The organism is Leisingera sp. XS_AS12 (assembly GCF_041224635.1).
GTDB lineage: Bacteria > Pseudomonadota > Alphaproteobacteria > Rhodobacterales > Rhodobacteraceae > Leisingera.
On sequence record NZ_JBGFGM010000128.1, the window covers coordinates 531,139 to 543,504 of the forward strand.

Consider the following 12,366-nt stretch of genomic DNA (forward strand, 5'->3'; position numbering starts at 1 on the left):
CCGTGGCGGGGCTGTCCGGCTGTCCGTCGTCTGTTGTTATGGCCCCAAATGCTTGCGCTAACTTGTGCCCGACAGGGGGCTGTGTCGTCAATCGCGGGCTGGGTGGCGTATTTGTGGGTGTTTGCGGTATCTTTGTGGGGTTTTGTGGGTTTTGCCTTGCTGTGAGCGTAGATTTGTTATCTACCTGATAGGGAAGGCCAGAAGCGGGTTGGAATTTGACGGATCGTTTTTCTCATTCGCGTCGCGAGGTGGAATTGCTGGAGGCGCTGCGGCGCCTGGGTGGGTCCGCGCGCAGTGCCGAGCTGACCAAGATGCTGGATGTTTCCGAGGAAACCGTGCGGCGCACCATCAAGGCGCTGCACAAGGCCGGGGCGGTGCAACGTGTGCATGGCGGTGCCTATCTGGCCGGGGCGCAGAGCGGCAGCGGCTTTGCCCGCCGGATCGGCGAGCATCAAAAGGAGAAGACCCGCATCGCCGCGGCGTTGGCGCGGCGGGTGCGCGACGGGATGGCAGTATTCCTGGACGTGGGCTCCACCACGGCCTTTGTCGCCGAAGCGCTGCGGCGGTACTCCGGGTTGGTGGTGGTGACGAATGCGCTGGGCGCGGCGCAGGCCCTGGCCGGGCACAACGGCAACCGGGTGCACCTGCTGGGCGGGGAGCTGGAGAGCAACGAGCGCGGCACCTTTGGCTTCGTGACCGAGCAGCAGCTGCGCCGGTTCGCCCCGGACCTCGCGGTGCTGTCGGCGGACGGGTTCTCGGCGCGGCGCGGGATCCTGTACCACAGCGCCGCCGAGGCCCAGCTGGCGGGTCTGGCCGCCGAATGCGCCGACCAGGTGGCGGTGGCTGTCACGCATCCCAAGTTCGACGAAAGTGCGCCGCACTGCGGCCCCGATCCCCGGCGCATCGACGATGTGTTCACCGATCACCCGCCGGGCAAGAAACACGGCGCGGCCCTGGCCGACTGGGGTATTCGCCTGCATGTCGCGGCCGAGGATGAGCAGGAGGGCTGATTGATGCAAGACGAGAACAGTAGACCCCTGGACCGCGCTGCCTTTGAAGGTGGCGGTAAAAATTCGGTAGGCGAGACCTGACATGGCAATTCTGACGTTTCTCATCAGCCTGGCCGGTGCCACGATGCTGCTGCTTTATGCGGTGCGGATGGTGCGCACCGGTATCGAGCGCAGCTACGGCGCCTCGTTCCAGCGCTTGCTGACCGGCAAGCAGAGCCATCTGCAGGCCGGGGCCATGGGGCTGCTGCTGGCGATCGTTCTGCAAAGCTCGGCGGCGGTGGCGCTGTTGACCTCGGGGTTTGCGGCGAGTGGCTACCTGACCTTCCCGGCCGGGCTTGCGATCGTGCTGGGAGGCGACCTGGGCTCGGCGCTGATCATTCAGATCCTGTCGTTCAAGCTGGACTGGCTGGTGCCGGTGCTGCTGGCGCTTGGTGGCTATCTTTTCGTCAAGACCGAAGCCAAGAAAGCGCGCCAGCTGGGGCGCATCCTCATGGGGATCGCCTTCATCCTGATTTCGCTCCGGTTCCTGCGCGAGGCGATGGATCCGATCCGCGACAGTGCTTTCCTGCCCGCGGTTGCGGGCTACCTGGCGCGCGACTACATCACCGCCTTTCTTGTCGGAGGTGCCTTGGCCTTTGTCATGCATTCCTCGGTGGCGGCGATCCTGATGTGCGTGACCCTGGTGCAGATCGACGCGCTGCCCTTTGCCGCCGGGTTGTCGCTGGTGCTTGGCGCCAATTTCGGGTCGGCCTTCATTCCGGTCTGGCTCAGCCGGGGGCTGAACCTGCCGGCCCGCCGCATCCCCTATGCCAACCTGGCGTTGCGGGGCAGCTGGGCGGTGATCTGCCTCTTTGGCGCCAACCTGGCGCTGCGGCAGGGCTGGCTGGGAGATCCGCAGGGCGGGCAGATGCTGGTCAACGCCCACCTGGCCTTCAATGCTTCGCTCCTGGTGCTGGCGCTGCCGGTGTGCACCCCGCTGGGTGATCTGTTCTGTCGTCTGTTCCCGGATCCGGCACCGTCTACGGTGATCCAGCCGGGGCGGCCTATCAGCGCTCTGGAGCCGGGTAACTACGGCTCACCGGCCTTGGCGATCTCCAACCTCAAGCGCGAGCTGTTGCGCATGTCGGACCAGGTGGGGGCGATGTTCCGCCCGGTGCTGGACCTGTACGAGGAGGGGACCAAGGAGCAGATCCGCGCGGTGCAGAAGATGGATGAGGAGGTCAACGCCTGCCTTTCGGGGATCCGCAGCTATGTGGCCGCCATTCCCGAAGATGCCTTTGACCGGGAGGAGTTGAAGACCGCGCGCAGCTTGATGGAATATGCCATCCGGCTGGAAACCGCAGGTGATGTGGTGGCGCGACGGCTGGCGGTGCTGGCGGGGGATCTGAACCGCAAGAACCTGCGCTTCTCGCGCGAGGGCTGGCTGGAAATCACCCGCATGCACGAGGCCATCCTGGCCAACATGCAGCTGGCTTCGAACGTGCTGATTTCGGACGACCTGGAAAGCGCGCGGCTGTTGAGCCTGGAGAAGACCGAGGTGAAGCGGATGGAACGCGACAGCCGCAAGCGCCACCTGAGGCGGCTGCAGAACGGCGCGCGCGACAGTTTCGACACCTCCGACATTCATCTGGAGACGCTGCGCGCCCTGCGGGAGTTCAACAGTCACATCGCCGCTGTGGCCTATCCGTTGCTGTATCAGAACGGGCAGTTGCTGGAGACCCGCCTGATCAACGATCTGCAGCAGGAAGACGCGGATTGACCCCTCGTATTGCCGCGTCGGCATGAAAGGCCCCCAAAACCATGACGCCCTTTGTCATCGCCATTATCCTGTCGGCGGCATTGCTGCATGCGGTCTGGAACGCCATCGTCAAGACGGCCGCTGACCGCACGACCACCCTGGGCCTGGTGGCGCTGGGACATGTCATTCCCGGCGCCGCGATGGTGGTGCTGCTGCCGCTGCCGTCGGCCGAGAGCTTTGTCTACATCCTGCTGTCGACGGTGGTGCATTTCGGCTATTTCTTCATGCTTGGGCAGGCCTACCGGCATGGCGATCTGAGCGTCGTCTATCCCATTGCCCGCGGGATCGTGCCGGCACTCGTGGGGCTGTGGGCGCTGCTGTTCGCGGGTGAGCGGCTGCCGCTGCAGGCCTGGGGTGGAATCGCGGTCATTGCTGTTGCGATCCAGCTGAGCAGCTGGAAGGCGCTGCGGTCAGGGGTGGGGCGTGCGGCGCTGGGGTTTGCCGCGGGCACGGGCTTGTGCATCTCCGTCTATTCGGTGGTCGATGGGATCGGCGTGCGCCTGTCGGGCAACACGCTGAGCTACTGGGCCTGGGGCGCGTTTTTACATCTGTTCATCGCGGGCTTTGTCGGCTGGCGCAAACGGGACACGCTGACCCGCCTGCCTGCGCGCGTCTGGTTGCTGGGGCTGGCCGGGGGAATGGTGTCGATGACGGCCTACGGGCTGGTGCTGTTTGCCAAGAATTTCGCGCCGCTGGGTGCGGTGTCGGCGCTGCGGGAAACCTCGGTGATCTTCGCGGCGCTGATCGGCTTTGTCTTCCTCAAGGAAGGCAACTGGATGCGGCGGCTGGGCGCGGCGGTGCTGGTTGCGCTGGGCGTAGCGCTGATCGGACTGGCGGTCTGACCGGGACGGTCGGGTCGCAGGGCTGCGGCGGGGGAGGGTCAGGCGCTGGCGCGGGGTGGATCGAGCCAGACCGGGTTCTCGTTCTGCGCGGTCGCCAAAGTGTGCAGCAGCACCGTCTTTTTCACCGGCTTGGTCAGGAAGTGGTCCATCCCGGCCTTGAGGCAGGCGTCGCGGTCGCTGGAAAACGCATTGGCGGTCAGCGCGATGATCACCGGTTGCACGATCGGCAGGTCGCGGATTTCCCGTGTCGCAGCGAGCCCGTCGAGTTCCGGCATCGACATGTCCATCAGGATGATGTCGGGGGGCTGCTCCCGGCATATCTCCACCGCCGCACGACCGTTTTCGGCCTCCACAAGCTCGACCGGCTGGCCACGCAGGAACTTGCGGATCAGCAGCCGGTTGGTCTGGTTGTCTTCGGCCAAGAGGATGCGGCATGGCCGCAGGCTGGTGCGGTTGTCGGGCAAGTGCAGCGTCTGCGGCCCGTCCATCGTGGCAGCAGGGGCCATCTGCACCTCGAGACGGAAGCAGGAACCTTGGCCGGGGGTTGACTGCACCGAGATCGTGCCCCCCATGCGCCGCGCCAGCATGCTGGAGATCGTCAGCCCCAGCCCGGTGCCGCCAAAAGCCTTGGTGGTGGCGCCGTCGGCCTGGGTGAACCGGTCAAAGATGTGTTGGGCCTGGGTCGGCGATACACCGATTCCGCTGTCTTCGACCTCCACCACCAGGCGGCAGGGATCGGTCGCGGCGTGGGACACGCGCACGTCGATTCGGCCGTGATGGGTGAATTTCACCGCATTGCCGATCAGGTTCACCAGAATCTGCCGCAGGCGGCCGTCGTCGCCGCGCAGGCGTTCGGGCAGCCCCTCGGCAAAGGTGATGTCCAACGCCAGCCCCTTTTCGATGGCCTTGGGACGGAACAGGCCCGCCACGCTGCTCAGGCAGTCGTGCAGGTCGAAATCTTCTTCCACGATCGAGAACTTCCCGGCCTCGAGCCGGGACAGGTCAAGAATGTCGTTGATGATCTTCAGCAGTGCCTGTGCCGAGCTGCGGATCACTTCCACGTTCTGGTGGTCATCCGCGGCCAGGTCCGCCTCTGCCAGCAGTTCGGCCATGCCGATGATGCCGTTCATCGGGGTGCGGATTTCGTGGCTCATGTTCGCGAGGAACTCGGATTTGGCGCGGTCGGCCTTCTCGGCGGCCAGCTTGGCTTCGGCCAGTTCACGTTCACGTTGCTTGCTGCGGGTGATGTCGCGCTCGATGCCAATGATGAGATCGACCTTGCCGTCCGGCCCGGTGACTGGAACGATGTTGGTGTCCATCCAGATCTCATCACCGGATTTGGTATAGCTGAGCACCTCGGTGTGGTAGCGCTTGCCCATGGCCTTGTGGCGGTTCAGCTCGCGGATCACATTGGGGTCGGTGTTCTTGCCGTCCAGAAGCTCCGAGGGGGTGCGCCCGATGGCTTCGGCCGGGAAGTAGCCGGTGGCACGCGTGAAGGCCTCGTTCACCCACAGAATGCGTTTGTCGGCGTCGGTCAGAATGATGCTGTCCGAGGCGTGTTTGGCCACCAGCGACAGGCGGTGCAGCTCGGCCTGCTGCTTCTGCAGCGCCGCATGGGCGGCTTCCAGGGCCTGCTTGCCGGCATTCAGCTCCTTGTTCTGCTGGGACAGCGCCTCGTTGGCGTGGATCAGCTGTTCGCGCAGGCGCACGTCCTCGGACACATTCCAGTTGACGCCGATGATCCAGTCCTTGCCCTCGGGATCGGTGAAACTGCTGGCGAGGGCGCGGATATGCTTGATCGAACCGTCATCCATGATGATGCGGAATTCTTCGGAAAACTGGGTCTTGTCGGTTTCCGCCCGCTGCCAGGACTGGGTCACGCGCTCCCGGTCCTGAGGGTGAAGGCGCTGTAGCCAGTCGTCCCCGGTGATCGCGCCGATCTTCTGCTGAACGCCATAGAGCTCGTGCATGCGATCGTCCCAGGTGTAATGCGCGTCCTGGGCGCTGCATTCCCAGATCCCCACTCGGGACGTCTTGACCGCGATCTCCAGTCGCCGGGAGACCGAGGCCAGCTCGCTTTCGCGGCGGCGCAATTGGCCGATGACAGTTTGCCGGGCGGCGGAGAGCTTGCCGGCAAGGAACGTGGGAAAGACAATCAGCATGCCGGCCGCCAGGAGGCCAAGCCTCAGCCGCCACAGGTTGTCGGGGCGGGTCTCCCAGCCGTCCGTCGGTCGCGCGGCTAGCTGTCAGCTGCCGACCGGCAGGTTGATGTCCAACAGGACCGGGTCGCCCGCGAAGACCGCGCTGTCGCCAAAGAACTGGCCGCCGGCGGTGCCGGTGCCGTCCTGCCCGTTGAGCGCATATTCGATGCCGTCGCTGTCTTCCAGCAGTCCCGCGGCGGTGTAGAGCGTGTTTGTTTCGGTGACCGCGGACAGGATGCCCCAAAACGCCCGGCCTTCCGGCGCATCGGTGAAGATCGGCAACCGGTAGATGAAACCGGTGCCCCCCTGAACCAGGTTCACCGGACCCGCCAGCACCATGTCGCCGCTGACGCGCACCCGATAGGCGGCGGCGCGCTGCTCGTCGTTCTTGTTGTAGTCCAGCCCGATGGCGCGAGCGTTGCCTTCCATCGGGTGGACCAGCGACACAACAAGGTCGGGGGCGGCCGCGAAGTGGCGGATGGCGGTCTTGCCCTCCAGCACGTGGCTGGCGATCTGGGCAAACCGCTCCTGGGACATTTTCGGCTCTGTGGCCAGCATGGCCGCGAGCCCCCGCATCCGCTGGTAGTCGCCATTCAGCTGCGCTTCGAGGCGGGACTTGATCAGGCCCGCGGCCTGCTGGACCTGCGCGCGCATCGATTGTTGATGAATGGTGCGGTTCTGCTGCTCGGCGTAGAGCACGGCGACACAGACCACCACGAGGGCGAGAATGGTTGGCAGGTAGGCGCGGTTTTTCAGGGCCAGAAGCCAGCTCGGCAGGGTACGGGGTGCGTCCATTTAGCTTCCTTCGCGCGTTCCGGGTGGTGCCCAGAACGTCTGAGCTGGCAGTTTTGTGCGTGCGTTTTCACCAAAAGCGGTATTTCGCGATGAAAAAGCAACCATTCTGGGCCCGGCAGTGTGCGCAATGCGATCATGGCTTGCAGCAGGGTCACAGGTGCCTGCAAAGGTCTCGGGACGACAACGCCGGGACCGCTGCGCCTGAGGCGCGGCAAGGAACCGGCCAAGCGGCCGTCGTGAGGTCTTCGGTTGGGTCATTTGGGTCGGGCTCCCATCACCTGTTAACCGTTCGGTGCTGTCGTCCACTTGCGGGAGGATTGGCACCAGCCGCTGACCAGTTTCTGGTGCGGATAAGGATAAATTCTGGCGGCATATCGTTACAGCACCGTTAATGCCTTGAAAGTTGATGCGCACTGCTGGCGAAAGGCGGGCGGTGTGCGGGTGCCGAGGAAGGTGGGGCGCAGGACTCCGACACGTGCGGAGCCGTCCTGGCAACACGTAGTGCAGGCCTGGCGACGTCGAAGCCCCCCGGACGGCACCGGGAAGCGGGCGGGGCAGGACGGGCTTGCGTTGAGGTGGCGCGCGGTGGTCAGGCGACTTTCCTGGAGCTGGAGGGCGCCGAGGGCGCGCTGATCCCGGTGTGCAGCGTGGCGCGGAAGTCGTTGACATGCGACGGCAGCGACCGGGTGCGGGAGTATTCCGCCACCGGGGCTCCGTACTGGCTGCGGCTGTCACTGAGGGTTTCAATGCGGGCAAAGCCCGGGAAGTCCGCGAACAAGGCTGCCCGGGACTGCGGTGTCAGGCCACCGAGGGCCATGGGGCCGGGATAGAAGCTCTCGGCGGGAAGCCCGTTGGCCCAGACCAGCTGATGCGTTTCGAACAACAGGTGGAAGTAGTGCACCTCGCGACAGCCGTTCATGACGCGCACCGCGCCGCCGCGCAGCTGGGCAAGGTGGCGGGCGCGGACCAGCTGGTCGCGGCCATCCGGGCCGGTCAGCAACAGCCCATGTTGCGGCGACAGGATCAGCGGCGCGTCCTGGCCGAAGGCGCCGGCCTCGATCCGGATCGGGCGCTGGTCAGGTCCGGCCTGCAGTTCGGCCGCGTCAAGCGCCCGGCAGGCCACCCAGAGCACCGGTTGTGGGCCGTTGTCGCGGGTGGTCACCAGATCGCCCGGGCGCAGGGTTTCCACCGGCACTTCGCCGCGGGGCGTCAGGATCATGGTGCCGCTGGTGAAGCAGGGGATACCCGAGGCGCGCAGCTGTGCTTCGCTGGTCATGTCGCTCGGGGCCACGCCGTGGAGCACGACGGTTTCGCCCTCGGGGAAGATCAGCTTGGCATTGCCGTGACCGTCATCGGAGACCCGGACGTCGCGCCAGGTGACCTTGCCGAGATAGCCGGTGCCGCCCTTCAGGTTGGAGACGTCGAACTGGTCGTTCCGCAGGCCATTCCCGTCGCTGTCCGCGGTGTCATAGTCCTTGATGGTGTCCGAGCCGCCACCGGACGTCAGGATATAGGTGTCGTCGCCAGCGCCACCAATCAGGGTGTCGGAGCCAAGACCGGTGGTGATGGTGTCATCGCCTGCGCCGGCGTTGACATTGATGCCGGTGAGCGCGGCCGAGCCGTCAAACGTGTCGGCGCTGGAGGTGCCGTTGACGCGTTCGATTTCAGAGAATGTGACGTCGTTGGTGCCGCTGGTGGCGGTACCCGCCTCGCCGCTGGAATAGACGACATTCACCGGGCTGGAGACATGCGAAAAGTCCAGGATGTCTCGATCGATGCCGCCTTCGCCGCCAACAACGGTATCGTGCCCGAAGTTGTCCTCGATCACGAAGATATCGGCATCGTCACCGCCGGTCATGCTGTCGTTGCCTTCGCCACCGTACAGCACGTCGTTGTCGGCGCCGCCGTGCATGGTGTCGTTGCCGGTGCCGCCCTTCAGCGTGTCGTTGCCTGCGGTGGCAGTGATGCTGTCGTCGCCGCTGCCGCCGACCAGGCTGTCGTTGCCGGAGGAGTTTTGCAGCGTGTCGTTGCCCGCACCGCCATACAGCGTGTCGTGACCGGTGCCGGTGGTCATGTAGTCGTTGCCGGCACCACCATACATCAGGTCGTTGCCGGCGCCGCCGGCCATGATGTCATCACCATCCTCGCCATAGAGCAGGTCGTCGCCGTCGCCGCCCTCCATGGTGTCGGTGTTGATGCCGCCGTACATGGTGTCATTGCCGAGACCGCCGGCCATGATGTCCAGCCCCTCGTCGCCGTACATCAGGTCATGGCCCGCGCCGCCAAGGAGGCTGTCATTGTCCAGGCCACCGATCAGCGTGTCATTGCCATCGCCGCCCTCGAGCGTGTCGTTGCCCTCGGTCGCGACGATGCTGTCATCGCCGGTGCCCCCGACCAGGCTGTCGTCCCCGGCCGAGTTCATCAGCGTGTCGTTGCCTTCGCCGCCCAGCAGGGTGTCGTTGCCGAGGCCGGTGCGCAAGAGGTCGTCGCCTTCGCCGCCGTCGATGAAGTCGTTGCCGTCGCCGCCCATCAGGGTGTCGCCGCCGCTGCCGCCGAACAGGGTGTCATCGCCGACATCACCGGTCAGGAAGTCGGCGCCATCGCCGCCGGCCAGGCTGTCGTTGCCCTCGCCGCCGTCGATCAGGTCGTCACCGCCCTGACCGAAGATGATGTCATCGCCAAGTCCGCCCTCAAGCGTGTCATTGTCCTCTTCGATCTCGGTAAAGACGGCGCCCGCGATCACGGCACCGGAGAGGGTAAAGCCCGAGCTGGAGGTCCGGCTCTCAAGGTCGAATTCGATGAACGTGCGGTCCTCGAACCGGGCCGAAAACCAGGCTTCTTCCTGATCCGGGTTGTTGGAGGTGGTGCCGGTAACGGAAACGGTCGATCCGTCCTGGCTCATGTCCAAATTGCTGTTCGCCGCGGTGCCGACCGCGGTAAAACTCTCGGCGTCCAGGTGAACGCCTTCGTGGTTGTTGCCGCCGTTGCTATCAATATCGTTAAAGGTGGCCATCGAGTTCAGCGCTACGGGTTCCCCGGTGGCGGGATCGAAGAATTCCAGCCGGAACTTGGCGGTGTCGCCTGTTCCCCAGCCCTGCATCAGGATTTCATAGCCGCGCCCACTGGCCAGATCGACGGACATCCATGGGTCCGACTTTTCCACCAGAACCAGGCGGCCGCTGATCATGCGGCCGTCAGCCAGCTGAGCGACATTGTTGTAGATCGCCCAATCGCCCTCGTGCGCCTCGGTGCCTTGGTAGGATTGGCTGTGCAGGTTGTTGATGTTCAACGTCAATGGGTCGGCATGCTGGCCCACACCGGCCCCTTCTGCGCGCCCGCCAAAGATCACGTCGTTGCCGGTTGTGCCGCTGATGGAATCATTGCCGCCTTCGCCGGAGGCGAAATTCTGATCGCCGGCCAGCTCAATATTGTCATCCCGTTCAGAGCCGCGGAGTAGCCGGTTCAGAAAGCCGAATGCATTTCCGTTCGCTTGGCTTGGAAGGATTTCGATGGGCATGGTCGGCTCTCCGGCAGCAGGATCGATAACGGCAGCTCGTCTGCGCGGCGCCAGCAGTTGGGCCACGAGTCGAATCCGCTCCACCCTAAAGCCAAGGGATTAAGACAGCGTAAGCGGTGGTTGCCGCGCGAATCCGGCGGGCGGTTAAGCCTTTTGTGAGGGTTTGACGCTACTTCGCTTCTGCATCCGGGAACCCGCTATGTGGAGATGCTCTTTGTTTTTCAGAAGTAAGGCCGCCAAGACGTCCAGTGAGCGCAGCAATGCCGAGATCCTTGCCGAAATGGTCGACCGCACCCAGGCGACCATCCAGTTCAAACCCGACGGAACCATCCTGCAGGCGAACCAGAATTTCCTGAACGCGCTTGGCTATCAACTCGAGGAGATCGTCGGCCAGCATCATTCGATGTTCGTCGATGCGGAGCTTGCCGCCAGCGCCGAATACGCGCAGTTCTGGGCCGATCTGGCGGCGGGGAAGACGTTTACGGATCAGTTTCCGCGGCGGACCAAGGCCGGTGCGACGATCTGGATCCAGGCCACCTATGCGCCGGTCCTGAACGCGGAGGGAGCGGTGGAACGAGTGGTCAAGGTGGCCACGGATGTGACCGTCCGGCGGCTCGGGTTGCAGGAAATCGCCCGCGGGCTCGAGGCGATGAGCCGCGGTGACCTGGGGCAACGGGTGGAGCTGTCGACGCAGCCGGATATTGCCGCCCTTGGCGAAGCCTTCAACCGGTCGGCCGAACAGCTGCAGGCCGCGATCGGCGCGGTCAGCCGTGTGACCGGTGCGGTGGGGCGGACCGCGGACGAGATTTCGGCCTCCTCGGCCAACCTCTCCCAGCGTACCGAGAGCCAGGCTGCCACGCTGGAGGAAACGGCCGCAGCGATCGAGGAGCTGACCGCCACGGTCCGGTCATCCGCCGAGGGCGCGCGCAAGGTGGAGGCCATCGTCAGTGACGCCCAGGTGGCGGCCGAGCGCAGCGGCCATGTGGTCAGCGACGCGGTTGCCGCGATGGCGCAGATCGAAGCCTCTTCCGAAGAGATCGCCAAGATCATCGGCATGATCGACGATATCGCCTTCCAGACCAACTTGCTGGCGCTGAACGCCGGGGTCGAGGCCGCCCGCGCCGGCGAGGCCGGGCGGGGCTTTGCCGTGGTCGCCTCCGAAGTGCGGGCCCTGGCCCAGCGATCCGCCGGTGCGGCGGGGGAGATCAAGCAGCTGATCGGCCAGAGCAAGCAGCAGGTGGCCAGCGGGGTCGACCTCGTGGGGCGCACCGGGGCGGAGCTGAAGCAGATCATCGACAGTGTCGGCAATATCTCGGCCCATATCGGGCGCATCGCGGCCGGTGCCAATGAGCAAGCCACCGCGCTGGGCGAGATCAACCTTGGCGTATCGCAACTGGATCAGGTGACCCAGCAGAATGCCGCAATGGTGGAGGAGACCTCGTCGGCCAGCCAGCAGCTCGCTGAGGATGCGAGCCTGTTGACCCGCGAGGTGTCCCGGTTCCAGGGTGGCCAGCCCGGGGGGCAGGTCGGCGGCCAGGCCGAGATCGTGCCGTTTCAGCGTCCCGGTGCGGCGACCCCAGTGGCAACGCCGCCCGCCGCCGCGGCATCAGCGGGCTGGCAGGATTTCTGAAGCCACGACCGGCTGCTGCGGATGACGGCTGCCCTGCCCGGCACGATCCGTGGCAGGCGGTCCTGCGATCAAGGGTAGGCGTGTCGGCGGCTCAAGAGTCTCTGACGGGCACGATTCCCGAGGCGAGGAGGCTGGTTCGGCGAGTCGCCCCTGTCTGGAGTCTTGTGCCCAATGTCGCCCGCCCCTCTATATCTAGTGGGGAAGTGAGCCCGCTTTGTTTTGTGGATTGCGCAGCCTTCACCAGCCCCCCTCAAAAGAGCAGGGAGGACGTCTTTTGTGCGGGGGTTAAGTCATTGCTATATTTGATATTTCAGACTTTCTGCGTGGAAAGTCATCAGAATGTCAAAAAAGGGGTTGCGACTCTTCGGCGCTGATCATAGAACACCTTTCACCGGCGGCGCTGAGGCGCTGCTGACACGCCGGAGAGACGGTGGGACGCGCTGGAGAGACGGCGGCATCTGTTGGATGGAACGAGGCGGGCGCGCTGTGAGAATGGCGCAACGGTCCTGTTTTTGCCTCCGGGTGTATGCTCTTTGACATTGATGGATAACTGAAGAGATATGTGGGCGGTTT

7 protein-coding genes are annotated in these 12,366 nt (G+C 64.9%); 4 read left to right on the forward strand and 3 right to left on the reverse strand.

The features are described 5' to 3' along the window. The first annotated feature begins 215 nt into the window (after positions 1-215). The 3 genes from AB9K35_RS24520 to AB9K35_RS24530 all read left to right on the forward strand — a co-directional run bounded on the left by AB9K35_RS24520 (position 216) and on the right by AB9K35_RS24530 (position 3,650). Positions 216-1,010, forward strand: a complete 795-nt coding sequence (locus AB9K35_RS24520; protein ID WP_369930198.1) for a DeoR/GlpR family DNA-binding transcription regulator — start codon at positions 216-218, stop codon at positions 1,008-1,010. A gap of 82 nt (positions 1,011-1,092) precedes the next feature. After that, on the forward strand, positions 1,093-2,769 hold the full coding sequence (locus tag AB9K35_RS24525; protein WP_369930200.1) for a Na/Pi cotransporter family protein: 1,677 nt from the start codon (positions 1,093-1,095) through the stop codon (positions 2,767-2,769). 41 nt (positions 2,770-2,810) lie between these two features. After that, positions 2,811-3,650, forward strand: a complete 840-nt coding sequence (locus AB9K35_RS24530) for a hypothetical protein (protein ID WP_369930202.1) — start codon at positions 2,811-2,813, stop codon at positions 3,648-3,650. Positions 3,651-3,688: 38 nt separating this feature from the next. Here the strand turns inward: AB9K35_RS24530 and AB9K35_RS24535 are convergent, their stop codons facing one another. The 3 genes from AB9K35_RS24535 to AB9K35_RS24545 form a co-directional block, all read right to left on the reverse strand. Next, the gene (locus tag AB9K35_RS24535) at positions 3,689-5,812 is read right to left on the reverse strand and encodes an ATP-binding protein (protein ID WP_369930203.1); all 2,124 of its coding nucleotides are present in this window, start codon (positions 5,810-5,812) and stop codon (positions 3,689-3,691) included. 84 nt (positions 5,813-5,896) lie between these two features. Beyond that, positions 5,897-6,646: a CHASE domain-containing protein gene (locus AB9K35_RS24540; RefSeq protein ID WP_369930205.1), complete on the reverse strand. Its 750-nt coding sequence runs from the start codon at positions 6,644-6,646 to the stop codon at positions 5,897-5,899. Between the two features lie 589 nt (positions 6,647-7,235). After that, the gene (locus AB9K35_RS24545; RefSeq protein ID WP_369930207.1) at positions 7,236-10,163 is read right to left on the reverse strand and encodes a Hint domain-containing protein; all 2,928 of its coding nucleotides are present in this window, start codon (positions 10,161-10,163) and stop codon (positions 7,236-7,238) included. 214 nt (positions 10,164-10,377) lie between these two features. On the opposite strand from AB9K35_RS24545, the gene AB9K35_RS24550 reads away from it, so the two are divergent. Further along, positions 10,378-11,793 carry a methyl-accepting chemotaxis protein gene (locus tag AB9K35_RS24550; protein ID WP_369930209.1) on the forward strand — a complete coding sequence of 472 codons (1,416 nt, stop codon included), beginning with the start codon at positions 10,378-10,380 and terminating at the stop codon, positions 11,791-11,793. Positions 11,794-12,366: the final 573 nt, after the last annotated feature.

What these genes read in the sequence shown, in the direction of transcription:
- AB9K35_RS24540 (WP_369930205.1), bottom strand. Translation starts at nt 6,646, where the DNA reads ATGGACGCACCCCGTACCCTGCCGAGCTGGCTTCTGGCCCTGAAAAAC.
- AB9K35_RS24535 (WP_369930203.1), bottom strand. Translation starts at nt 5,812, where the DNA reads ATGCTGATTGTCTTTCCCACGTTCCTTGCCGGCAAGCTCTCCGCCGCC.
- AB9K35_RS24545 (WP_369930207.1), bottom strand. Translation starts at nt 10,163, where the DNA reads ATGCCCATCGAAATCCTTCCAAGCCAAGCGAACGGAAATGCATTCGGC.
- AB9K35_RS24530 (WP_369930202.1), top strand. Translation starts at nt 2,811, where the DNA reads ATGACGCCCTTTGTCATCGCCATTATCCTGTCGGCGGCATTGCTGCAT.
- AB9K35_RS24525 (WP_369930200.1), top strand. Translation starts at nt 1,093, where the DNA reads ATGGCAATTCTGACGTTTCTCATCAGCCTGGCCGGTGCCACGATGCTG.